The organism is Nonomuraea aridisoli (assembly GCF_003236395.1).
GTDB classification, from domain to species: Bacteria; Actinomycetota; Actinomycetes; order Streptosporangiales; family Streptosporangiaceae; genus Nonomuraea; species Nonomuraea aridisoli.
In genome coordinates this window covers 15748-35982 of record NZ_POUD01000070.1, presented here as the reverse complement: position 1 = coordinate 35982, position 20235 = coordinate 15748, and the positions used below count along the sequence as shown (strand labels likewise).

25 protein-coding genes, 1 tRNA gene and 1 pseudogene are annotated in these 20235 nt (G+C 72.7%); 14 read left to right on the top strand and 13 right to left on the bottom strand.

Going from position 1 to position 20235, the window contains the following annotated elements:
- Positions 1-313: 313 nt before the first annotated feature.
- The gene (locus tag C1J01_RS18760) at positions 314-1123 is read right to left on the bottom strand and encodes a Gfo/Idh/MocA family protein (RefSeq protein ID WP_111180269.1); all 810 of its coding nucleotides are present in this window, start codon (positions 1121-1123) and stop codon (positions 314-316) included.
- A 104-nt stretch (positions 1124-1227) separates the two neighbouring features.
- On the opposite strand from C1J01_RS18760, the gene C1J01_RS18755 reads away from it, so the two are divergent.
- Positions 1228-1815: a histidine phosphatase family protein gene (locus tag C1J01_RS18755; protein ID WP_111180268.1), complete on the top strand. Its 588-nt coding sequence runs from the start codon at positions 1228-1230 to the stop codon at positions 1813-1815.
- A 25-nt stretch (positions 1816-1840) separates the two neighbouring features.
- Here the strand turns inward: C1J01_RS18755 and C1J01_RS18750 are convergent, their stop codons facing one another.
- From C1J01_RS18750 to C1J01_RS18730, 5 genes are all read right to left on the bottom strand, one after another.
- On the bottom strand, positions 1841-2104 hold the full coding sequence (locus C1J01_RS18750) for a sigma factor (protein WP_181448836.1): 264 nt from the start codon (positions 2102-2104) through the stop codon (positions 1841-1843).
- Positions 2104-2997 carry a maleylpyruvate isomerase family mycothiol-dependent enzyme gene (locus C1J01_RS18745; RefSeq protein WP_111180266.1) on the bottom strand — a complete coding sequence of 298 codons (894 nt, stop codon included), beginning with the start codon at positions 2995-2997 and terminating at the stop codon, positions 2104-2106. Before C1J01_RS18745 ends, C1J01_RS18750 begins: the two co-directional genes overlap by 1 nt.
- Before the next feature lie 177 nt (positions 2998-3174).
- Positions 3175-3432 carry a 3'-5' exonuclease family protein gene (locus C1J01_RS18740; protein ID WP_111180265.1) on the bottom strand — a complete coding sequence of 86 codons (258 nt, stop codon included), beginning with the start codon at positions 3430-3432 and terminating at the stop codon, positions 3175-3177.
- Between the two features lie 88 nt (positions 3433-3520).
- Entirely contained in the window at positions 3521-3757 is a 237-nt protein-coding gene (locus C1J01_RS18735) for a DUF397 domain-containing protein (protein WP_111180264.1), read from the bottom strand.
- Positions 3758-4591, bottom strand: a complete 834-nt coding sequence (locus tag C1J01_RS18730) for a Sco1979 family transcriptional regulator (RefSeq protein WP_500048128.1) — start codon at positions 4589-4591, stop codon at positions 3758-3760.
- A gap of 218 nt (positions 4592-4809) precedes the next feature.
- On the opposite strand from C1J01_RS18730, the gene C1J01_RS18725 reads away from it, so the two are divergent.
- Positions 4810-5304: an ATP-binding protein gene (locus C1J01_RS18725; RefSeq protein WP_111180263.1), complete on the top strand. Its 495-nt coding sequence runs from the start codon at positions 4810-4812 to the stop codon at positions 5302-5304.
- Between the two features lie 77 nt (positions 5305-5381).
- Positions 5382-7799: a helicase-associated domain-containing protein gene (locus tag C1J01_RS18720; RefSeq protein ID WP_111180262.1), complete on the top strand. Its 2418-nt coding sequence runs from the start codon at positions 5382-5384 to the stop codon at positions 7797-7799.
- Here the strand turns inward: C1J01_RS18720 and C1J01_RS18715 are convergent.
- Complete coding sequence (locus C1J01_RS18715) at positions 7793-8797, bottom strand: ABC transporter substrate-binding protein (protein ID WP_111180261.1); 1005 nt, start codon at positions 8795-8797, stop codon at positions 7793-7795. The two genes, C1J01_RS18720 and C1J01_RS18715, sit on opposite strands and share 7 nt — an antisense overlap.
- A gap of 85 nt (positions 8798-8882) precedes the next feature.
- On the opposite strand from C1J01_RS18715, the gene C1J01_RS18710 reads away from it, so the two are divergent.
- Genes C1J01_RS18710 through C1J01_RS18700 form a run of 3 tightly spaced genes read left to right on the top strand, consistent with a single transcriptional unit; the run spans position 8883 to position 11829 of the window.
- The gene (locus C1J01_RS18710; protein ID WP_111180260.1) at positions 8883-10010 is read left to right on the top strand and encodes a FecCD family ABC transporter permease; all 1128 of its coding nucleotides are present in this window, start codon (positions 8883-8885) and stop codon (positions 10008-10010) included.
- On the top strand, positions 10007-11014 hold the full coding sequence (locus C1J01_RS18705) for a FecCD family ABC transporter permease (protein WP_111180259.1): 1008 nt from the start codon (positions 10007-10009) through the stop codon (positions 11012-11014). Before C1J01_RS18710 ends, C1J01_RS18705 begins: the two co-directional genes overlap by 4 nt.
- Complete coding sequence (locus C1J01_RS18700; protein ID WP_111180258.1) at positions 11014-11829, top strand: ABC transporter ATP-binding protein; 816 nt, start codon at positions 11014-11016, stop codon at positions 11827-11829. The genes C1J01_RS18705 and C1J01_RS18700 overlap by 1 nt, the downstream gene beginning before the upstream one ends.
- A 21-nt stretch (positions 11830-11850) precedes the next feature.
- Here the strand turns inward: C1J01_RS18700 and C1J01_RS18695 are convergent, their stop codons facing one another.
- Positions 11851-13119, bottom strand: coding sequence for an ArgE/DapE family deacylase (locus C1J01_RS18695; protein WP_111180257.1), 1269 nt, complete (start codon positions 13117-13119; stop codon positions 11851-11853).
- 73 nt (positions 13120-13192) lie between these two features.
- Here C1J01_RS18695 and C1J01_RS18690 point away from each other — a divergent pair, with 73 nt between their 5' ends.
- Entirely contained in the window at positions 13193-14101 is a 909-nt protein-coding gene (locus tag C1J01_RS18690; RefSeq protein WP_181448834.1) for an endonuclease/exonuclease/phosphatase family protein, read from the top strand.
- Here the strand turns inward: C1J01_RS18690 and C1J01_RS18685 are convergent.
- Positions 14079-14651, bottom strand: a complete 573-nt coding sequence (locus C1J01_RS18685) for a DUF1349 domain-containing protein (RefSeq protein ID WP_111180255.1) — start codon at positions 14649-14651, stop codon at positions 14079-14081. The two genes, C1J01_RS18690 and C1J01_RS18685, sit on opposite strands and share 23 nt — an antisense overlap.
- 92 nt (positions 14652-14743) lie before the next feature.
- Between C1J01_RS18685 and C1J01_RS18680 the strand changes: the two genes are divergently transcribed.
- Positions 14744-15064, top strand: coding sequence for a GroES family chaperonin (locus C1J01_RS18680; RefSeq protein ID WP_181448833.1), 321 nt, complete (start codon positions 14744-14746; stop codon positions 15062-15064).
- 5 nt (positions 15065-15069) lie between these two features.
- Here the strand turns inward: C1J01_RS18680 and C1J01_RS18675 are convergent, their stop codons facing one another.
- Positions 15070-15519, bottom strand: a complete 450-nt coding sequence (locus tag C1J01_RS18675; protein ID WP_235854523.1) for a TIGR02611 family protein — start codon at positions 15517-15519, stop codon at positions 15070-15072.
- A gap of 167 nt (positions 15520-15686) precedes the next feature.
- Between C1J01_RS18675 and C1J01_RS18670 the strand changes: the two genes are divergently transcribed.
- Genes C1J01_RS18670 through C1J01_RS18660 form a run of 3 tightly spaced genes read left to right on the top strand, consistent with a single transcriptional unit; the run spans position 15687 to position 17593 of the window.
- On the top strand, positions 15687-16598 hold the full coding sequence (locus C1J01_RS18670) for a phosphotriesterase family protein (protein WP_328589649.1): 912 nt from the start codon (positions 15687-15689) through the stop codon (positions 16596-16598).
- Positions 16599-16643: 45 nt separating this feature from the next.
- On the top strand, positions 16644-17036 hold the full coding sequence (locus C1J01_RS18665) for a PPOX class F420-dependent oxidoreductase (protein WP_111180252.1): 393 nt from the start codon (positions 16644-16646) through the stop codon (positions 17034-17036).
- Complete coding sequence (locus C1J01_RS18660) at positions 17033-17593, top strand: P-loop nucleotide/nucleoside kinase family protein (protein ID WP_111180271.1); 561 nt, start codon at positions 17033-17035, stop codon at positions 17591-17593. The genes C1J01_RS18665 and C1J01_RS18660 overlap by 4 nt, the downstream gene beginning before the upstream one ends.
- On the opposite strand, the gene C1J01_RS18655 is transcribed toward C1J01_RS18660, so the two are convergent.
- Positions 17594-18373, bottom strand: a complete 780-nt coding sequence (locus tag C1J01_RS18655) for a putative hydro-lyase (protein WP_220039978.1) — start codon at positions 18371-18373, stop codon at positions 17594-17596.
- Between C1J01_RS18655 and C1J01_RS52225 the strand changes: the two are divergent.
- Together C1J01_RS52225 and C1J01_RS52220 are read left to right on the top strand one after the other, a co-directional pair.
- Positions 18267-18569: pseudogene (locus tag C1J01_RS52225) on the top strand (hypothetical protein); the annotation flags it as partial. The gene C1J01_RS18655 and the pseudogene C1J01_RS52225 overlap by 107 nt on opposite strands.
- A 118-nt stretch (positions 18570-18687) precedes the next feature.
- The gene (locus C1J01_RS52220; RefSeq protein WP_235854522.1) at positions 18688-19278 is read left to right on the top strand and encodes a sodium:solute symporter family transporter; all 591 of its coding nucleotides are present in this window, start codon (positions 18688-18690) and stop codon (positions 19276-19278) included.
- Positions 19279-19346: 68 nt separating this feature from the next.
- Here C1J01_RS52220 and C1J01_RS18645 read toward each other — a convergent pair whose 3' ends face one another.
- Positions 19347-19583 (bottom strand): hypothetical protein, encoded by a 237-nt coding sequence (locus tag C1J01_RS18645; RefSeq protein WP_146615651.1) that lies wholly within the window; start codon positions 19581-19583, stop codon positions 19347-19349.
- A complete protein-coding gene (locus tag C1J01_RS18640; RefSeq protein ID WP_111180250.1) occupies positions 19583-19807 on the bottom strand; it encodes a DUF6158 family protein in 225 nt (74 codons plus the stop codon). The genes C1J01_RS18645 and C1J01_RS18640 overlap by 1 nt, the downstream gene beginning before the upstream one ends.
- A gap of 234 nt (positions 19808-20041) precedes the next feature.
- Here C1J01_RS18640 and C1J01_RS18635 point away from each other — a divergent pair.
- Positions 20042-20118, top strand: a tRNA-Ile gene (locus tag C1J01_RS18635).
- Positions 20119-20235 lie beyond the last annotated feature (117 nt).

Here is a 20235-nt window from a genome sequence, read left to right as displayed (position 1 = left end):
GTATAAGAGACAGGCTGGGAACGCTCCTCCTGGCCGCAGCCGGCCAGGAGGAGCGTTCCCAGCAGCGCGCCCGCGAAGGCCGTGCGTACGGGCCTCACGAGAAGTCCTTTCACACTGTCGGAACCGAGAGACCCGCTTGGAGCGACGGATCACCCTTTTCCACGAGGGTTGATGACGTCAGCGCAGAGGCAGGCGACCTGGCTTTGACAGTTGCGGGACAGCGCCGGACTCGCACCGGACTTCGCTGCGCCCTGCGCATCGGACAAACGTTATCAATGCCCTTGAACCCCCTGGCGTCAAGGGGCAGGCGGCGTCAGGAGGAGAGCTGGGCCGCCGCCTCGGCGATGACCTGCTGCAGCCGCAGGCCGTGGGCCGCGTCGAGGGGGTGGCCGCCGCCGTCGCGTACGGTCCTGGCGAACTCCTCGGCCACCGTCGGGAAGGCGTCGCCCCGGACGGGCGGGAGCACGGCGCCGCCGGTGCGGCCGTACACCGCGACGGTGGAGGGCGGCGGGTCGCCGGCGGTGGCCATGCACAGGGACGCCTCGCTGACGGCGCCGCCCTCGTGTTCGAGCAGCAGGCCGGTCCAGCCGAGCGGGTGGCCGTGCGCGCGCACGCCGGTGACCGGGCCCAAGGCCGCGCCGAGCAGGTCGATCACGTGCGGGCCGACGTCGAGCAGCGCGCCGTGCCGCAGCCGCCAGGGCGTGGCGAAGGGATGGTCGCCGAGCAGGACGCCGGAGACGTTCACGGCGTGGCCGCCGAACGGCGCGATCTCGGCGCAGCGGGCCAGGAAGTCCCGGGTCTCCTGGGCGTACCGCAGGGTGAGCACCATCTGGGACGCCACGCCCGACTCGGCGACCGCGTCGGCCACCCGCCGGGCGCCCTCCAGGGTGTCGGCCAGGGGCTTCTCCAGCAGCAGCGCCTTGCCCGCGCGGGCGGCCCGTACGGCGTGCTCGGCCTGCACGGCGGGCGGGACGCAGAACGCCACGGCCTCGCAGTGGTCGAACAGCTCCTCGATCCGGGTGGACACCGGCGCGCCCAGCTCCGCGGCGCTCTCGGGCCGGCGCGCCCACACCCCGGCCAGCCGCGTGTGCGGCCCCTTGGCCAGCATCGGCGCGTGCGCCATCCGTCCTCCTCAAACACCTCAAAACCACACCATAAGCGAAAGATCGCCACACTTGGCGATACCTCGGGACGATGTGGGGCCGCCGGTACCGGATGATGGGACGCATGAACGAGATGCTGCTGCTCCGGCACGGTGAGACCGAGTGGAGCAAGGCGGGCAGGCACACCGGACGTACCGACCTGCCTTTGACGGAGCACGGCGAGGAGCAGGCCAGGGCGCTGGCGCCGCTGGTGAAGGAGCCGTTCGACCTGGTGCTGGTCTCCCCCGCCCAGCGGGCCCGGCGCACGGCCGAGCTGGCCGGCCTGACCGACTACGAGGTGGACCCCGACCTGTGGGAGTGGGACTACGGCGGTTATGAGGGCATCACCACGCCCGACATCCGCACGACGCGGCCCGGCTGGTACCTGTGGCGTGACGGCGTGATCCCCGGCGATGCCGAGCATCCCGGCGAGAGCGCCTCCGAGGTGGCCGTCCGCGCCGACCGGGTGATCGGGCGGGCCCGGGCGGCCGAGGGCAGGGTGGCGCTGGTGGCGCACGGCCACTTCCTGCGCGTGCTGGCGGCCCGCTGGCTGGGCCTGGCCCCCGAGGAGGGACGGCTGCTCAAGCTCGACACGGGCACCTACTCGCGGCTCGGCTTCGAGCACGCCGAGCCGGTGCTCACCACTTGGAACGCCCCCGTGAGCTGCGTGTAGCCGTCCTTGGCCGGCGCCGCCGGGCTCAGCCGACCTTCGCGCGGCGGGCCGATTCGTGCAGGGCGCGGCTGACCAGCCAGCCGCGTAACGATCCCAGGCCGGGGTCGTAGGAGGAGGGCTGCTCCCAGAGCGCGACGAACACGTTCTGGGTGACCTCCTCGGCGTGGGCCCGGCTGCCCGTGATGGTGACGGCGACGCCGTACACGTACGGGCCGTGGCGGTCGTAGGCCTCGGCGAGCGCGTCGAGGTCGCCGGCGGTCAGGCGGGCGCGCAGTTCCATGTCGCTCATCAGTCGCATCCCAGCGTCGCGGCGGCGCGGATCAGTTCACGGGCGAGGGCGGGGTCGCCCTCGGCGGCGTACGGGAAGGACCCGGGCGGCCACCGGTTGCCCAGCAGCCGGCAGAACTCGACGGCGTCGGCCGAGATCACCACGGCGACGTGGTCGGAGGCGGGCGAGAGCGGGACGGTCCAGCTGCCGCCGCCCGGGCCGGTGAGCACCACCGTGGCCGAGACGTCGCGCCGCGGGCCTCTCATGGCGCGCGGCAGCAGCGCCAGGCCGAACTCGACGATCAGGTGCACGTGCTCGGGGCGGGGCGGTGACGCGGCCCGGTCGGTGGCGGCCCTGATGTCGTCGGCGTGCGTCCACGTCTCGAACGTGCGCTGGACGAGGGCCTGCCGCAGCGGCGCGCGGGCCGGACGCACCCCGGCCAGCGCCACCTCGACGCCCAGCAGCACCTCGCCGCTGCCCGAGACGCGTTCCAGCAGGGAGCCGGCCTGCTCGCGCCAGCGGCGGTGCACCGTGGCCGCCACCATGGCCGCCGCCGTGCCGGGCACGCCCATGAACGCGGCCACGGTGGCGTCGTTGGCGACCAGGTGCTCGACGAGGGCCCTGACGGTGCCGTGCCTGGGGATCGGGGCGTCCCACTGCGGCTCGCTCAGGTCCTTCAGCAGGTCGTCCATGAGCGCCACCTGCTCGGCGTACGGCGCCGCGACGGACGACACGGCGAGGACGGCGGGGCTGCGGCGCCGGCGCGCCAGGGACAACACCGCGTCACGCAGCGTGGGAGGCGGCTCGGCCGGTGTCTCCGGCCGGTCGAGGAGCGCGGAGGCCGCGCGGCAGTCGGGGCACGAGGCGACGTGCTCGTCGGGGCTCTGCCCGTTGTAGAGGTACAGGTCCGTCATGGCGACCTCCGCACCCTCGGCTGCCCCCGGCGGGGCCGCCCGCGGGCGGCGACGGCCGGGAAGGGGTGTCAGAAGCGTCTCACGGCGGCGGCTTTCCGGGTAGTCGCGTTTTCCCCGCCGGCCACGCTTCCGGCCACACGGTGCGGCCGCACGGGCGAGGGCGGCAGGAGCGGACGGTCAGGCCAGCGCCTGGGCGGGCTGCGGGCCCCGCCCGGTGAGCCACTCCAGGACCTTGCGGTGGCCGGTGGTGGCGTCCTCGAAGTGGCCCCAGTGCCAGTAGCGAGGCTGGTCCCGGATGCCGGTTACCCAGGTGCGGTAGGAGACGGAGGCCCCCGAGGTCGCGGGAGCCACGCCGTAGGTGCGGATCACGACCTTGCCGCCCGGTGCGAACAGCACGTCGTCGGCGATCGGATACAGGGTCATCTGGTCGAGCATGACTCCGATCCTGGACGTGGGACGAGGCCGGGCGGTTACGCCTCCGGCGCGCCGCAGTTACGCGGGCGCGCCGGAGGTTAACACCCTGTTAAACGAGCAGGCCGTCGAACTCTCCGTCCTTCACTCCGAGCACCAGGGCACGGATCTCGTCACGGGTATAGATGAGTGCAGGGCCGTCGGGGAAGCGTGAGTTGCGCACCGCGATGCCACCGTCGGGAAGCTCCGCGAGTTCCACGCAGTTGCCCTGCGAGTTGCTGTAGCGGCTCTTGCGCCAGGAGACCTGCGTCAGGTCCGCGGCCGGCATTCCGTTGTAGGTCTGGTTCATCTACATCTTTCTGAGAAGACCGCCGATGAGCTCGACGGTGCCCCCTGGCGTGGTGCTCTCCACGCACAGTTGCTCCATAGCGGTGAGGTACGGGTCGATCTCCTCACGCTTGTCCAGGTACAGGGCACCCCAGAGCTGCTCGACGTAGACAACGTCCGACAAGTCGGACTCGGGAAACCGCAGAATGCTGAACGCGCCCCCTTCAGCGGCGTGCTTGCCGAACTTGAAGGGCATCACCTGGATGGTGATGTTGGGTAGAGCGGCGACTTCCAGCAGGTGCTGGAGCTGCTCGGCCATGACCTCCCGCCCGCCGATGATCCGCTTGAGCGCCGCCTCGTCGATGACGGCCCACAGGCGGGGCCCGTCCTTCCGGGTGAAGCGCTCCTGACGCTGCATGCGCAGATGCACGCGGCGTTCGATCTTGTCGGGGCTCTCATCGGGGTTGCCCAGCTCGATGACCGAGCGCGCGTACGCGGCCGTCTGCAGCAGGCCGGGCACGAACTGCACCTCGTAGGTCCGGATCACGCTCGCCGCCTCCTCGAGGCCGACGTACGTGGTGAACCACGACGGCAGCTCGGCGGAGTACTTGTGCCACCACCCGGGGGTGTTGGCCTCGCGCACCATCTCCAGCAGGGCACGGCGTTCGGCGTCGTCGACGACGCCGTACAGGGTGAGGAGGTCTTCCACGTCACGTGTCTTGAAGCCCACACGGCCGAGCTCCATGCGGCTGATCTTGGACTCGGACGCCCGGATGTGAAATCCGGCCTGTGCCCGGTCGAGACCGCTGGCTTCGCGCAGGCGCCTGAGGCTCGCCCCCAGCATGATGCGCCTCACGGTCGAACCGGAACCGGGCGGATCAATGGACACGTGCAGCTCCTTGGTCGTTTCCTTGCCAAACAGTCTGTCACTTCACGGCCGGAAGATCATGGGCCGCGGACAAGATCCCCTTTCCCCCATATTGACCTTTTGAGGCAAACCGTAGCGTGTGCACGGGTTGTCTGCACGTGCATTCGCTCTTGCACCTGCACGAGAGTTTGGCGCAGAATGATCACGTGCAATCCACCACGGCGCACGGCCAGTGGACCACGTTCGATTGGTGGCCTCCAGTCGGCTGGTGGCCCGAAGCGGCCCTCGACCTCATCGTCCCGGGCCCGTCCGCCAGCGCCACGTTCGTGCTCCCGCCCACGGCTTCCTCGGTTCACACCGCCCGCAGCTTCAGCGCGGGGACGCTGACGGGCTGGGGCCTCGGCGAGCTGGTCGACAACATGGAGCTGGTGGTCTCCGAGCTCGCCACCAACGCGCTGCGCCACGGCCTGTGCCTGGACGACCCGCGCCGCGAGCGCACCGTCCACATGTCCCTCGTACGCCGGGGCCCGCTCGTCACGAGCGCCTTCACCGATCCCGGGTCCTCGGTGCCCGTGCTGCGATACCCTGGCCCCCTTGACACCGGCGGCCTCGGACTCCACATCGTCGAATCGCTCAGCCTCCGCTGGGGCTGGTCCGCCCTCGCACCCCACGGAAAGATCGTCTGGGCAGTCCTCTCCTGACGGGGGTGATCTGCATTACCGTGGATGCTCATGGCTCACGGTGAGTCCCGCGCGCGACCCCATGAGAGTGCTGACAGATGGAAGATCACCTGCTCGGCTGGCTACGCACCCTAGACGAAGACAGGCTCGGTCGCATCCTCGCGAACCGGCCCGACGCCATCGCCGCTCCCTGGCCCAGGCGGCTCGACACCCTGGCCCAGCGGCTCTCCAATGGTTTCGCCGTGATGGAGGCCCTGCGCGGTCTGCCCCTGCCGTGCCTGCAGCTCGCCGAGACCGCCCTGGCCATGACCCGTCCGACGCCCCAGAGCCTGGCCGCGTTCCTCGACGCGCCGGTCGACGACGTCACCCCCTGGCTCGACCACCTCTACGACCACGCCCTCGCCTGGCCCGGCGACGGCGGCGTGATCCACCTCGCCGAGGGTGTGACCCGCTGGTGGGCCGCGCCGCTCAGCCTGGGCGAGCCGCTTGATCACTACCTCAACTCCTGGTCCATCAGCAACGACGCGCTGCAGGCGCTGGCGCGCAACCTGGGGCTCCCGGCCCAGGGCAACAAGCGCCGCGCGATCGCCCGGGTCGTCGAGGCGCTCGGCGACGGCGAGCGCGTCAGGTCGCTGGTGAGCCAGGCCCCCGGCGGCACGGTCGCGCTGCTCGAACGCTTCGCCTGGCAGGGCCCCACCCTCGACGTCGACGGCGGCCGGTTCGTCACCCCCGGCACCCCCGAGCGCTGGTGCGCCGATCATGGCCTGCTCTTCCGGCCGAGCTGGCACGTCGGCGAGATCCCCCGCGAGATCGCGCTGGCCCTGCGCGGTCCCGGCTACCATCCGCCGTTCCGGCCGGTGGCGCCCGAGGTCGCGACGATCCCGGTCGACCCCGAGGAGGTCGACCACCTGATGACGCTGGCCGCGCCCCACGTGGTCGAGCGGTGCGCGGCCCTGCTGGACAACACCTCCAAGACGCCGCTGCCGCTGCTCAAGACCGGCGGCGTCGGCGTGCGCGAGGTGCGCAGGGTCGCCAAGGAGACCGGCTGCGACGAGGACGAGACGCGCCTGCTGCTGGAGGTCTGCGCCGTGGCCCGGCTGCTGGCCTGGGACGAGCAGTCCGGCGGCATGATCCCGACCGAGCGCTTCGACCGCTGGCGGCTCGACGAGGGCTCGGCCCGGCTGCGGGTGCTGCTGGCCGCCTGGTGGCGGATGGAACGCTCGTCGCTGCGCAAGATCGACGGCAAGTACGGCACCGTGCTCGGCGACGACCCCGCGGGCGGCACCGTCGCGCGGGTGCGCCGGGCGGTGCTGCAGGCGCTCGCCCAGCTGCACTCCGGCACGGCCTTCGCCGACCGCGACAGCCTCGTCGCCAACGTCCACTGGCACGCGCCGCTCATCGACCTGCCGCTGCTGCGCGCCTGCGCCCCGGCGGTGCTCGACGAGGCCCGGCTGCTCGGTCTGCTGGCCAACAACGCGCTCACCGACCTCGGCCGGGCCCTGGCCGGGCTGACGGCCAAGCCCGGCGACGAGAACGACGACGCGGTGCCCATGGTCGAGCACGACCCCACGCTGGTCGAGGCGGCCACCCACGCCCTGGCCAGCGTCCGCCGCAGCGCGCTGTTCGGGCCCGACCTGACGGCGGTCGTCACCGGGCCGCCGTCGGCGGAGCTCGCGGCCCTGCTCGACCGGGTCGCCGAGCGCGAGTCGCGCGGCGCGGCCTCGGTGTGGCGCTTCACGACCGAGAGCGTGCGCCGGGCGCTCGACCGCGGCCACGACGCCGACGAGCTGCTCGACGAGCTGGCCACCGTCGGCACGATCCCCCAGCCGCTGGAATACCTGGTCCGTGACACCGCCCGCCGGCACGGCGAGGTAACCGTCACCACGGTCGGCTGCGTCGTCCAGGCCACCGACACCGGGCTGCTGGCCGAGATCGCCGCCCACCGTCGCCTGGGCCGGCTGGGCCTGCGGCTGCTCGCCCCGACGGTGCTGGTGAGCGCGGCGCCGGCCGACCGCACGCTCGCCGCCCTGCGCGAGGTCGGCTACTCCCCGGTCCCCGTCGCCGACACCGGTGAGATCACCATCCACCGGGCCAGGGCCGAGGAGCCCGGCCACGGCAAGCTCATCCTGCTGCCCGGCGGGCAGGTGGCCGAGCTGTCCGACTTTCCCGGCCTGGAGGTGGAGCCGCCGCCCCACGTGCTGGCCGAGCCGCCGCCCGACCCGTACGAGCACGCCCGCCGCCTCGTCTCCGCGAGCAAGCAGGACGACGGCAGGAACGGGCGCACGTGGGCGGTCATCGGCCGGATGGCGACCCGGCTGCCGACGGCCCAGCAGTCGCTGCTCGGGTTCGTCGTCGACCGGGGCGTGCGCGCCGGCATCACGCTGAGCGACGGGCTGACGGCCACGATCAGCCACGGCGAGCTGCGGGGCGGCGCGCTCGACGCCTGGTGCGAGGAGGCCGGCGACTACCTCGAGTTCCCGCTCTCGGAGATCGTCGAGGTCCGCGGCGCCTACTGAAGGGGCTGCGCCTTCTTCAGGTTCGCCACGAGCTTCTCGAGGAAGTCCGCGTAGCCGTGGTAGCTGAACGGCGCCTCCGCCGACCACGGGTAGAGCTGGCCGGCCTCGACCGCGGGAAGCTTGGCGAAGGTCGGCTTCTTCATCATCTCCTCGGGCGTGAGCGCCTGGGTGCGGGTGTCGTAGAGGATCACGTCGGCGTCGTAGGCGTCGGCGTTCTCCCAGCTGAGGGTCTGGAAGAAGCCGCCCTCGTCCACCTTGTCGGGCTTGACGACGGTGAGGCCGGCGTCGACGAGGTGCACGATGTCGGGGTACTCCGGCGGGTTGACGATCCAGAACGCGTCCGCGCCGCCCGAGACCATGAGGATCCGCAGGTCCTTGAACTGTGCGAGCTCCTCGGTGGCCGCCTCCATGCGGGCCCTGGCCGCGGGCACGCCCTCCATGCTCGCGCCCAGCGACTGGGCGAGCCGTTCGTAGGTGCCGATGACGTCGAGAGCGCTGCGGCCGGTCAGCATGACGCCGACGGTCGGGGCGACCTGCTCGATGGTGTCCTTCGACTTCTCGGGCACGTACCAGAGGGTGCCCTTCTCGTACATGCTGCTGACGAGGAGGTCGGGCTGGAGGGAGATGTACTTCTCGACGTTGAACTCGTCCCACACGTTGCCGAGGCCCTCGACCTTGGTGATGTCGACGTTGCCGACCTGCGGGTCCCTGCTGCCGTCGGCGAGCCTGTGCGGGCCGAAGACGGCGATGGGGCGCACGCCGAAGTCCCACAGCGCGGCGGCCGAGCCCACCTGGGCGACGATCCTGGCGGGCGGCTGGGGCCGCTCGACCTTCTTGCCTCGGTCGTCGGTGAACGACCAGGCGCCGGCCGCGGCGGATCCCGACGCGGCCGGGGCCGCGGTGCCGCCGTCGTCGCCGCAGGCCGCCAGTGTCAGGGCCGCGGCGAGTCCCGCCGCGCCCGCCAGGAAGCCCCTGCGAGCCATGACCGGTCCCGACATCTCCAACTCCTAAGGTTAGGCTTGCCTGATTACTGGGGCATTAGATTAGCCTTGCCTAAGTTTGACCGCTAGGAGAGGGGGTCGGGTGCGCCCGCCACAGGACACGGCCGGCGCCGGACGGCCCGCCGCGGACACCGCGCGCGACACCGCGCCCGACACCGCATCCGACACCGCATCCGACACGGCACCCGACGGGGACGGCGGCGGGCGCAAGGGGCGTCCCGCGGTCCTGGTCACCGGGCTCGTCGTGACGGCCGTCGTGCTGGCGCTGGTCGCGCTCGCCAGCGTGGCCCTCGGCGCGCGCTCGGTGTCGTTCGGCACGGTGATCGACGCCTTCCTGGCCCCCGACGGCTCCAACGACCACACGGTGATCCGCGAGCTGCGCGTCCCGCGGACGCTGCTCGGCCTCGGGGTCGGCGCCACGCTGGGGCTGGCCGGGGCGCTCATGCAGAGCCTGACCCGCAACCCGCTGGCCGACCCGGGGCTGCTCGGCGTCAACGAGGGCGCCGCGCTCGGGGTCACGCTCGCGCTCGGTCTGTTCGGGCTGACCGACCCCACGGTGTACGTGTGGTTCGCCTTCGGCGGGGCCGCGCTGGCCTCCGTCGTCGTCTACGCCCTGGCCTCCTCCGGCCGCGCGGGCTCCAGCCCCGTACGGCTCACGCTGGCCGGGGTGGCGTTCGGCATGGTGTGCACGGCGGTGGCCCAGGCCATCCTGCGCATGGACACCCAGACCTACGACCGGATGCGGTTCTGGCTGACCGGGTCGCTGGCCGGGCAGACGGCCGACACGCTGGTGCGGCTGGCGCCGTTCATGGCCGCCGGGCTGGTGCTCGGGCTGATGCTGGCCCGGCCGCTCAACATGCTCGCGCTCGGCGACGACGCGGGCCGGGCGCTCGGCGTGGCGGTCAACCGTACGCGGATCCTCACCGGGGTGGCGGTCACGCTGCTGTGCGGAGCGGCCACCGCCGCCGCCGGGCCGCTGTGGTTCGTCGGCCTCATCGTGCCGCACGCCGTGCGCGCCCTGGTGGGGCCCGACCAGCGCTGGGTGCTGCCGTACTCGGCGCTGGCCGCGCCGGTGCTGCTGCTCACCGCCGACGTGGTGGGCCGGCTGATCGCCCGGCCCGGAGAGGTGCAGGTGGGGATCGTGTGGGCGGTGATCGGCGCGCCGATCTTCATCATGATGGCCAGGCGGAGGCGGGTGGCGGCGCTGTGACCCTCCGCTTCGGACCCTGGTCCGTACGGCTCGCGCCGCGCGCCCTGCTCGTCGGCGCCGTGCTCCTCGTCGTGGGCTTCGCGGTCACGGTGGCGGCGCTGGCGACGGGCGAGTTCACCGTGCCGGTGCCCGACATCGTCGGCGCGCTCTTCGGCCAGGGCACCCCGGTCGCCGAGCTGATCGTCGGCAAGCTGCGGGCGCCGCGCGTGGTGACGGGCCTGCTGGTCGGCGCCGCGTTCGGGCTGAGCGGCGCGATCTTCCAGAGTCTCACCAGGAATCCGCTCGGCAGCCCCGACTTCATCGGCTTCACCGCCGGCGCCTCCACCGGTGGCATCGTCGCGGTGATCGCGGGCGGCTCGGCGATGGTGATCGCCGGCGGCGCGCTGGCCGGCTGCGTGGTGACGGCGGCCCTGGTGTACGCCCTGGCCTACCGCGGCGGGGTGGCGGGCTACCGGCTCGTCCTGGTCGGCATCGGGGCCAACGCGCTGCTGCTCGCGGTCAACTCCTACCTGCTGACGCGGGCGAACATCAACGACGCGGCGACCGCGGCGGCCTGGCTGACCGGCAGCCTCACCGGGCGCGGCTGGGACCACGCCGGGCCCGTGGCGCTGGCGCTGCTCGTGCTGGTGCCGCTCTGCGCGGCCATCGCCCGGCCGCTGCGGATGATCGAGATGGGCGACGACGCGGCCAAGGCCATGGGCATCCGCGTCGAGACCGTCCGCGCGCTGGCCATCGCGGCCGGCGTGCTGCTGTCCGGGGTGGCCACCGCCGCCGCCGGGCCCGTCGCCTTCGTGGCGCTCGCCGCGCCGCAGCTCGCCCGGCGGCTCACCCGCTCCGCCGGGGTGACCATGGGCGCCTCCGCGCTCATGGGCGCCGTGCTGCTGACCGCCGCGGACCTCGCGGCCCAGCGGGTGCTCGCGCCCACCCAGTTGCCCGTCGGGGTGCTGACCGCCGCCATCGGCGGCACGTACCTCGTCCTGCTCCTGCGAAAGGAACGCCACTGATGGCCGCACCGACCGCTCCCCGGCTGTCCGGCACCAGCCTCACGCTCGCCTACGACCAGCGCGTCGTGGCGACCGACCTCACCGTGGCGATCCCCGACGAGTCCTTCACCGTGATCATCGGCCCGAACGCCTGCGGGAAGTCCACCCTGCTGCGGGCCCTGGCCAGGATGCTCAAGCCGAGGACGGGCGCCGTGCACCTCGACGGCAGCGTGATCACGTCGCTGCCGTCGAAGGAGGTGGCGCGGCGACTCGGCCTGCTGCCGCAGAGCTCGATCGTGCCCGACGGCATCACTGTGGCCGACCTGGTGGCGCGCGGCCGCTACCCGCACCAGCGGCTCATGCGGCAGTGGTCGCGCGCCGACGAGACGGCCGTCGCCGAGGCCATGCGCGCCACCGACGTGGCCGAGCTGGCCGACCGGATCGTGGACGAGCTGTCGGGCGGGCAGCGGCAGCGGGTGTGGCTGGCCATGGCGCTGGCGCAGGAGACGCCGATCCTGCTGCTGGACGAGCCGACCACGTTCCTCGACATCTCCCACCAGATCGAGGTGCTCGACCTCTGCGCCGACCTGCACGAGGCGGGCCGGACCATGGTGGCCGTGCTGCACGACCTCAACCAGGCCTGCCGGTACGCCACGCACCTCATCGTGATGCGCGACGGCGCCGTGGTGGCGCAGGGCGACCCCGGTGAGATCGTCACGCCGGAGCTGGTGCGCGAGGTGTTCGACCTGCGCTGCGAGATCATCCAGGACCCGCAGTCGGGCACACCGCTCATCGTCCCGGAGTCCCGCCGCCGCGTCCCCGCCCGTTCCGCCTGACCGCCGGTCGGTGGTCGCCGGTCAGTAGGCGGCGCAGCGGCGGACGGCGAGCAGCGCCAGGGCGCGGGTGACGTCGAGCAGCTCCGTCAGGCTGACCTGCTCCCGGGGCGCGTGCGCGAAGCGCACGTCGCCGGGGCCGTAGTGCAGCGTCGGGATCCCGGCCGCGGTGTAGAGCCGCAGGTCGCTCCCGTACGGCGCCGCCGCCTGCGCGGGCCGCGCGCCCGTCACGTCGGCGACGGCGCGGCCGACCTCGTCCAGCAGCGCGTGCCCCGCGGGCAGCCGGCCGCTGGCGAACTGCCCGCCCGGCCACGTCACCACCGGCGGGTTGTCCCGCAGCCACGGATGCGCGACGCCTGCCACGGCCTCCTCGAACGCGGCCCGCGCGTCGGCCGGGTCCTCCTCCAGCCGCACCCCGAGCCGCCCCTCGGCGACCAGCAGGTCGGGCACGGTGCTGGCCCAGTCGCCCGCCCGCACGGCGCCGACCTCGATCGGGTACGGCATCGCGTTGCCGGCGAACAGCTCCGGCACGTCGCGGTTGCGCTCGGCCTCCAGACGCCTGATCGCCTCGAACACCGGCCAGAACACCTCGATCGCGTTGACGCCCTCGTACCGGGTCGCGCCGTGGGCGGCCCGCCCGGCGATCTCCAGCCGGAACGTCAGCGCGCCCGCGTTGGCCGTGATGACGGCGTTGCCGGCGGGGCCGCTGGTGGGCTCGGTGATGACCGCGGCCTCGGCGGTGTGCCCCCGCTCCAGGGTCGCGAACGCGCCCAGCCCGCCGTCCTCCTCGCTGATCACGCAGTGCACGGCCAGCGGCCTGGCCAGCTTGACGCCCGCCTTGGCGACGGCGCGCGCCACCGCCAGGTTCGCGACGAGGCCGGCCTTCATGTCGCACGCTCCCCTGCCGTGCAGCACGTCGCCGGTGATCCGGGCGGCGAACGGGTCGCTGCCCGCCCACTTGGCCAGGTCACCGGTCGGCACGACGTCCACGTGGCCCTGCAGCGCGAGCGCGGGCGTGCCCTCGCCGCCGGGGGTGACGGCGACGACGCCGTAGCCCTCGGTGCGCGGGGCCTCGGTGCCGGGGAAGCCCGGCCGTGCGGTGAGGCCGGCGAGGTCGAGCTTCCAGACGTCGACGTCCATGCCGGCCTCGGTGAGCAGGCGGGCGAAGCGGTGCTGGAGGTCGGACTCGGCGTCGGTGCCGGTGACGCTGGGGACGCGTACGGTCTCGGCCAGCAGGTTGACGGTCTCGGCCGCGTCGAGGGCGTCGAGGACCCGGGCTTCCACGTCGTGCATGGCGATACCTTCTCATGAACGCCGACCCCGCTTTGTGGCGATACAGGGTGTGCGTACCTGGATGAGTTGGATCGTGGTCGTTCCGTTCGCGTTGTGGGCGGGGGTGCGGCTGAGCGGGTTCGAGCCCGGCTGGCCCTGGGTGCCGGCCGTGGCCGGCACGCCGTACGCGGCGGGCGCGGCGGCGGTCGCGCTGGCGCTGGCCTGCCTGCTGCGGCGGTGGGCGGCGGGCGCGGTGGCGCTGGCGTCGGTGCTCGCGATGGGGGTCGCGGTGCTCCCCCGGGCGCTGCCCGACGGCCCCCCGGCCGCGCGGGGGCCGGCGCTGCGGGTGCTCGCCGCCAACCTCCTGGTGGGCAAGGCCGACACGGACGAGCTGATGGCCCTCGTCGCGCGGACCCGGCCCGACGTGCTGGCGCTGCAGGAGCTCACCCCCGCGGCCATGCGCCGACTGGAGGCGGCGGGGCTGCGCCGTACGCTCCGGCACGCGGTCACCCGGCCGCGCGACGGCGTCGGCGGCTCCGCCGTGTACGCCCGCCATCCGCTCGAGGCCGGCGAGGCCATCGACCTGGGCGGATTCGGGCAGGTCAGGGCCTGGCTGAGGCATCCCGGTGGAGAACGCGTCGAGATCGTCTCGGTGCACCCGTGCGCGCCCAACCGGGCCGAGCGCCTGCCGTGCTGGCGGGCGGGCCTTGCGGCGCTGCCGCGCGCGGGCGGCGAGCTGCGCGTGCTGGCGGGCGACTTCAACGCCACGCTCGACCACGTGCCGATGCGCGACCTGCTGGCCTCCGGCTACCGGGACGCGGCCGAGGTGACCGGGCACGGGCTCCGGGCCACCTGGCCGCAGTGGTCGCGGCGGCCGGGGGTGACGATCGACCACGTGCTGGCCGACGAGCGGATGGCGGTGCGGGCCTTCGAGGTCCTGCCGCTCCGGGGCACCGATCACCGCCCGGTCTTCGCCGAGCTCAGCCTTCCACGAGGGGGCTGACGCGCAGGTCGGTGAAGCGCACGGCGAAGCCCTTGCCGGCTGGGGCGGCGGCCATGGCGCCGGCCAGCGCCGGGCGTCCCGGCGGGAAGTAGGCCAGGCGCAGCATGCTCTCGGCCGGCTCGCCGTCGAGGCCGTAGCGGACGGTCACCGCGTCGCCGGCGCGCTCCAGGTCGAACGTCACCCGCCGCGCCGGCCGCTCCAGCGGCAGGACCGACCAGTCGGAGAAGCCGCGGGTCACGACGGTGCTGAGGTGGAAGCCGCCGTCGACGTACTCGATCCCGGCCTTGATCCAGTCGTCCTCGCCGATCCTGAGCACGGCGCCGGCCTGGTCGTACTGCTCGGCGTACTCTCCGGAGAAGGTGAGCGACAGCCGCAGGTCGCCGGTGACCGTGCGGCCGAACATGTGGGCGGTGTCGTAGGCGTAGCCGTAGTGGGTCGTGCGCCACAGGTCGGTGCCGGGTTCGCAGAAGAGGCTCAGGCCGTCGTCGGCCGTCCATTCGCGGGGGGCGTTCAGCCATTGCCAGCCGGTCTCGCCGAAGGCCATGATCATGACCGCTATCCTGCCACGGGGTGGCGGTCCGGGTCAGCCGCCGATCAGCGGTCGCGGGATCCCGGGCATCCGCCTGCTCGTAAACTTGACCCGTGGAAGAGCCCAAGTTCGAGATTCAGATGCTGCACGACCGGGTCATGATCCGGATGGAGCGGGAGACCGAGGAGCGCCGCAGCGGCTCCGGCATCGTCATCCCCGCGACGGTGAAGATGGCCAACCGCCTGGCCTGGGGCGAGGTCTGCGGCGTCGGCACGAACGTGCGCTCGGTCAAGGTCGGCGACAAGGTGCTGTTCAACCCGGAGGACCAGTTCGAGGTCGAGGTGCACGCGCAGACCTATCTGGTGATGCGCGAGCGCGACCTGCACGCCGTGGCCACCCAGGAGACCGACCACGGCACCGGCCTCTACCTCTGACCCCCTCAGATGTAGGCTCTGGCGATCGCGATGACGTCGAACCCCACGGTGCGCAGCCCGAGGTAGACGATCACGGCGGCGGCGACGACCGTCACGGCCAGCACCACCACGCGCACCGTCCAGCCCTGGCGCTTGTACCACTGCGTCCAGGCGTGCAGTGTGCGCTTGCCGAACTCCAGGAGTTTGTGCGCCCAGTGGAACTCGGTCGCGAGCACGGCGAGACCGGCGAAGACGATCAGCCACCCCGGCCCCGGGAACGGCACCAGGACCAGCCCGCCCGCCACCATGAGGGTGCCGATGACACCGATCACGATCTTCAGCGTGAGCGCTCCGGCACGGGTGGACCGGATGCCGTCGAGCCAGCCCTGGATGCCGGTGCGGCGCCTGGGCATGCCCGGACGCCCGGCGGCGTCGTCTTTGATCACGTCGGCGTCGCCGATGTCGGAGTTCTTCACGTGCACACATTCCCCCCGGCAGTCGGTGTGCCCCCCAGGATACGGCCCACTCCGCCAAGCCACTTGCAGACGGCCAGCAAAGCACCAAACCTCCCGATAGGTAAATTTTCCTGCTCGAACAGGCTCTTTCCGGCAAACATCGGTTAATGTCTGTTATGCCCGAGGTTTTGCTCCGCACCGTTACCGGTCCCGTACGCATGGCGGCCGTCGAAGCGGCGGTCCTCCCCCACGAGCACCTCCGTACCGACCTGCGCTGGGGGGCCGGCGTCGACTCCGACCCCTACCGCTGGCTCGACGAGGAGGAGACCGTCACGGGAGAGCTGCGCGAGCTGCGGAAGTCCGGCCGGCTCGGGCTCGTGGTGGAGCTCACCTGCATGGGCATGGGCCGTGACGCCCCCGCGCTGGCCCGCATCGCCGCCTCCAGCCGGGTGCCGGTGATCGCCTCCACCGGGCTGTTCGCCGAGCCGTTCACCGACGCCGGCGACCAGGACGTGGACACCCTCACCGCCCGCCTCATGGACGAGATCGTCAGCGGCGTGGACGGCACGGGGGTCTTCCCCGGCGTGATCGGCGAGGTCGGCTGCTGGGGCGCCGAGCCCACGGCGCGTGAGGAGCGCTGCCTGGTGGCCGCCGCCCGCGCCTCCCTGCGCTCGCGCCTGCCCGTCGCCACCCACGGCGCGAACGGCCTCGCGCTGCTGGAGATCCTGCTCGCCGAGAACCTGCCGGCCTCCCGGGTGGCCGTCGGTCACGCGGGCGGCGGGGATGCCGGCGACGTCGGCGCGGCCAGGAAGATCGCCGAGGCGGGCGCGTACGTGAGCCTGGGTCTGCTCGGCCTCGGCCCGGACCAGGCGGCCAGGATCGCGCTCGCCGTCATCGAGGACGGCCACGCCGACCGCCTGCTGCTCAGCACGGGCCTCAGCCGCGTCGCGCAGGTGCGCCGGTACGGCGGCCCCGGCTACACCGCCCTGTTCGACACGCTGCTGCCGCGCCTGCGCGAGGCGGGCGTGCACGACGACGTCATCCGCCGCGTCACGCACGACAACCCGCTGCGCTGGCTGACCGAGGGCCTCGCCGCCTGACCCCGATTTGACCGCCACCGGCGTCAAGGTTGCAGAATCGGCGCCATGACCTTCACGCCGGCCGAGCTCGACTACCTCGCCACCCAGCCCCTCGGCCGCCTGGCCACCGTCGCACCCGACGGGCAGGTGCAGAACAACCCGACCGGTTTCTTCGTGGACGCGGCGAGCGGCACGATCACCATCGGCGGGCACGCGCTGGGCATCTCCAAGAAGTTCCGGAACGTCCAGGCCGGGAGCACGGTGTCGTTCGTGGTGGACGACCTGGCCACGGTCGACCCGTGGGCGCCGCGGGGCATCGAGATCCGCGGCACCGCGGTGGCGCTGACCGACCAGGAGCCGCCCGCGCCGTTCTTCTCCCGCGAGATCATCCGGATCACCCCCTCCAGGATCGTCTCGTGGGGGCTGGACGGGCCGCGGGCGAGCAGATCGGTGTCATGACGACCGCCTGGGTGGTGAGCGGGCCGCCGGGAGCGGGCAAGTCGACGGTGGCGGCCGAGCTGCTCGCGCGCCTGTCCCCCGTGCCCGCCGTCCTCGACAAGGACACCGTGTACGGCGGCTTCGTCGCCGAGGTCCTGCGCGCCCACGGCCGCCCCGACGGCGAACGCGAGGGCCCCTGGTACGACGAGCACGTCAAACGGCACGAGTACGACGGCCTGACCAGGACCGCCCGGCAGATCCGCGGGCACGGCTGCCCCGTCCTGCTGGACGGGCCGTTCACCACGCAGGTGCACGACGCCGGCCGGTGGGCGCAGTGGGTCGAGGAGCTCGGCGGCCCGCCGGTGCGGCTGGTGTGGGTGCGCTGCGACGGCCCGACGCTGCGCGAACGCCTGACGGCCCGGGGACTCGGGCGGGACGCGGGCAAGCTCGCGGCCTTCGCCGACTACCTGAGGAACATCCGGGTGGACGAGCCGCCGGCCGTACCGCATCTGGAGATCGACAACCGGCGGGGAGCGCCGCCGATCGGACGGCAGCTCACGGCGGCGGGCATCCGGTAGTCACGCGACGCGGTAGTCGTCGTCGCGGGCGTCGAGGATGGCCATGTGGCCCGGCAGGTGGCCGATCGCGTAGTCGACGCCGCTGGCCAGCACCGCCGCCTGCGGCGTCACCCCGCACGCCCAGAACAGCGGCACCTCCCCCGGCCGCACCTCCACCGCGTCGCCGTAGTCGGGGCGGGCCAGGTCGCGGACGCCGATCGCGCCGGGGTCGCCGACGTGCACCGGCGCGCCGTGCACCATCGGGTAGCGGCCGCTCACCTCGACGGCCGTCGTCACCAGGTGCTCGGGCACCGGCCGCATCGACACGACCAGCGGCCCCGACAGGCTGCCGGTGGCCTCGCAGGGGATGCTCGTGACGTACATCGGCACGTTCACCCCCGCCTCCAGATGCCGCACCGGCACCCCCGCGGCCAGCAGCGCCCGCTCGAACGTGAAGCTGCACCCGATGAGGAACGGCACCAGGTCCGCACGCCACTCCCCGGTCACCTCGCCGAGGTCCGCGACCGCCGCGCCGTCGCGGTATAGCCGGTAGGCGGGCAGGTCGGTACGCAGGTCACCCGGGAACAACCGGGTGGACCAGGACCCCGGCTCCCCCACGTCGAGCACGGGGCACGCCTGCGGGTTGCGGTGGGCGAACAGCAGCAGCTCGTACCGCAGCCGCTTCGGCACGGCGATGAGGTTGGCCTGCGTCCAGCCCCGGCACCAGCCCGCGGTCGGCACCCGCTCGCCGCTGCGGAAGCGCTCCCGCGCCTGCGCGGGGCTCAGATCGGCGACGTCCACACCTCGACCCTATGACCGCGTCCGCTCCCCGGCCAGGCTTTTCCTGGGTAGCCCGGCCAGCCTCGACTTCTTCCTGGCCGGGCGCGGGCTGCCGGCGTGGATCACCGGCCTGGCGTTCCTGTCGGCCAACCTGGGCGCGATCGAGATCCTCGGCATGGCGGCCAACGGCGTGCAGTACGGCGCGATGACCGTGCACCACTACTGGATCGGCGCGGTGCCGGCGATGGTGTTCCTCGGCATCGTGATCATGCCGTACGAACGCGGCCCGGCTGACGCCGATCGTCGCTGCGTACCCGAAGATCCTCATCCCGCTGGTGACGGTGCTGCCCGGGATGATCGCGCTCGTGCTGTTCGGCGGGTGGGGCGGGAGCCGCGACTACAACGACGCGATCCCGCTGCTGATGCGCGACCTGCTGCCGAACGGCGTGCTGGGGGTCGCGGTGACCGGGCTGCTGGCGTCGTTCATGGCGGGGATGGCGGCGAACATCAGCGGCTTCAACACGGTCTTCACCAACGACATCTGGCAGGCGCGCCTGCGTCCGGGCCGCGACGACGGCCACTACCTGCGTGTCGGCCGGGTCGCGACCGTGGCCGGCGTGACGCTGGGGGTCGGCACCGCCTTCATCGCAGCCGGTTACTCGAACATCATGAACTACCTGCAGGCGCTGTTCTCGTTCTTCAACGCGCCGCTGTTCGCCACCTTCGTCCTGGGGCTGTTCTGGCGGCGGATGACGGCCTGGGCCGGGTTCTGGGGGCTGCTCGCCGGGACTTCGGCGGCGTTCGCGTCATACGTCTCCTACAAGGCGGGGCTGGTCGACTTCGGCACCGAGCTGAACGCCAGCTTCTGGGGCGCGGGCCTGGCCTTCGCCGTGGACGCGTCAACCTGTGGACGGGCCTCGCCATGACCGCGTTCGGCGCCGCCTTCGTGGCCTGGTCCCGCATCCGCCGCGTCTGACACCCGGACGCACGGCGCTCAGTACTCGACCTCGAACGTGTGAGGCCCGAGGCCGTAGCCGTCACCCTGCGGCACCACGTACCCGTGCTCGACCAGCTTGGTGAGGCTGTGACGAACCTCCTCCTCGGTCAGCCCGCAGGCGTGCACCAGACCGTCCAGGCCGGCGCCACCGGACTCGACGGTCTGCGAGGCCACGGCCTCGTACACATGGATGTCCACGTCCGACAGGGCCTGGACATCATGGCCCTCAGTCATCAGCGCTGCCTCGCCCCCTCCCGCAACCGGCCCGGATCGACCTCTCGCTCCGGATACCGCCGCAGATACTCGGCCTCCAGCTCGTTCGTCCGCTGCGTGTGCGTCGCCAGCGCGTCGTCCGAACCGTGGAAAAAAGTGTCACTCCTGGTCATGTGCAGTTGCCGCAGCTCACGGATGACGTCCTCGTCGCTGAGCTGCGCCGGATCGATTCCCATCGCCGTCATGCGCTCCCCCTACCCCGCCGCCCCTACGTGTCACATGCCGACCGGCCCGCACCAGTGCACGACTGTGATCAAGCCGCACTCCCCGTACGGGGTCCGGCATGGAATGATGTCGGCGGAGACCCGTCTCCCGTTCGGCCGGGCACCACGACCGGATCCGATGCTCTAGCCTTAGCATGCGCGGGGCCTCAGCATGATCCTCACGTCGCCCCACCGCACGCCACACAACTGAATCCAGGGGCGGTAGCTCAGCCGGTTAGAGCATCGGACTCATAATCCGTGGGTCGTGGGTTCAAGTCCCACCCGCCCTACCACACCGACCTGCGGCTTTACCCAGATCTGACCCCGACGCTGCACACCACCGTCACCGATCCGGCCGCCCAGCCGGTGCGCGCCGAGTATGAGATCGAGCACGACCCGGCAGCGACAGG

Excerpts from the sequence above, each read along its gene's own strand:
- C1J01_RS18760 (WP_111180269.1), bottom strand. The coding sequence starts at position 1,123 with ATGGCGCACGCGCCGATGCTGGCCAAGGGGCCGCACACGCGGCTGGCC.
- C1J01_RS18755 (WP_111180268.1), top strand. The coding sequence starts at position 1,228 with ATGAACGAGATGCTGCTGCTCCGGCACGGTGAGACCGAGTGGAGCAAG.
- C1J01_RS18750 (WP_181448836.1), bottom strand. The coding sequence starts at position 2,104 with ATGAGCGACATGGAACTGCGCGCCCGCCTGACCGCCGGCGACCTCGAC.
- C1J01_RS18745 (WP_111180266.1), bottom strand. The coding sequence starts at position 2,997 with ATGACGGACCTGTACCTCTACAACGGGCAGAGCCCCGACGAGCACGTC.
- C1J01_RS18740 (WP_111180265.1), bottom strand. The coding sequence starts at position 3,432 with ATGCTCGACCAGATGACCCTGTATCCGATCGCCGACGACGTGCTGTTC.
- C1J01_RS18735 (WP_111180264.1), bottom strand. The coding sequence starts at position 3,757 with ATGAACCAGACCTACAACGGAATGCCGGCCGCGGACCTGACGCAGGTC.
- C1J01_RS18720 (WP_111180262.1), top strand. The coding sequence starts at position 5,382 with ATGGAAGATCACCTGCTCGGCTGGCTACGCACCCTAGACGAAGACAGG.
- C1J01_RS18715 (WP_111180261.1), bottom strand. The coding sequence starts at position 8,797 with ATGTCGGGACCGGTCATGGCTCGCAGGGGCTTCCTGGCGGGCGCGGCG.
- C1J01_RS18700 (WP_111180258.1), top strand. The coding sequence starts at position 11,014 with ATGGCCGCACCGACCGCTCCCCGGCTGTCCGGCACCAGCCTCACGCTC.
- C1J01_RS18695 (WP_111180257.1), bottom strand. The coding sequence starts at position 13,119 with ATGCACGACGTGGAAGCCCGGGTCCTCGACGCCCTCGACGCGGCCGAG.
- C1J01_RS18685 (WP_111180255.1), bottom strand. The coding sequence starts at position 14,651 with ATGATCATGGCCTTCGGCGAGACCGGCTGGCAATGGCTGAACGCCCCC.
- C1J01_RS18665 (WP_111180252.1), top strand. The coding sequence starts at position 16,644 with ATGACCTTCACGCCGGCCGAGCTCGACTACCTCGCCACCCAGCCCCTC.
- C1J01_RS18660 (WP_111180271.1), top strand. The coding sequence starts at position 17,033 with ATGACGACCGCCTGGGTGGTGAGCGGGCCGCCGGGAGCGGGCAAGTCG.
- C1J01_RS18645 (WP_146615651.1), bottom strand. The coding sequence starts at position 19,583 with ATGACTGAGGGCCATGATGTCCAGGCCCTGTCGGACGTGGACATCCAT.
- C1J01_RS18640 (WP_111180250.1), bottom strand. The coding sequence starts at position 19,807 with ATGACGGCGATGGGAATCGATCCGGCGCAGCTCAGCGACGAGGACGTC.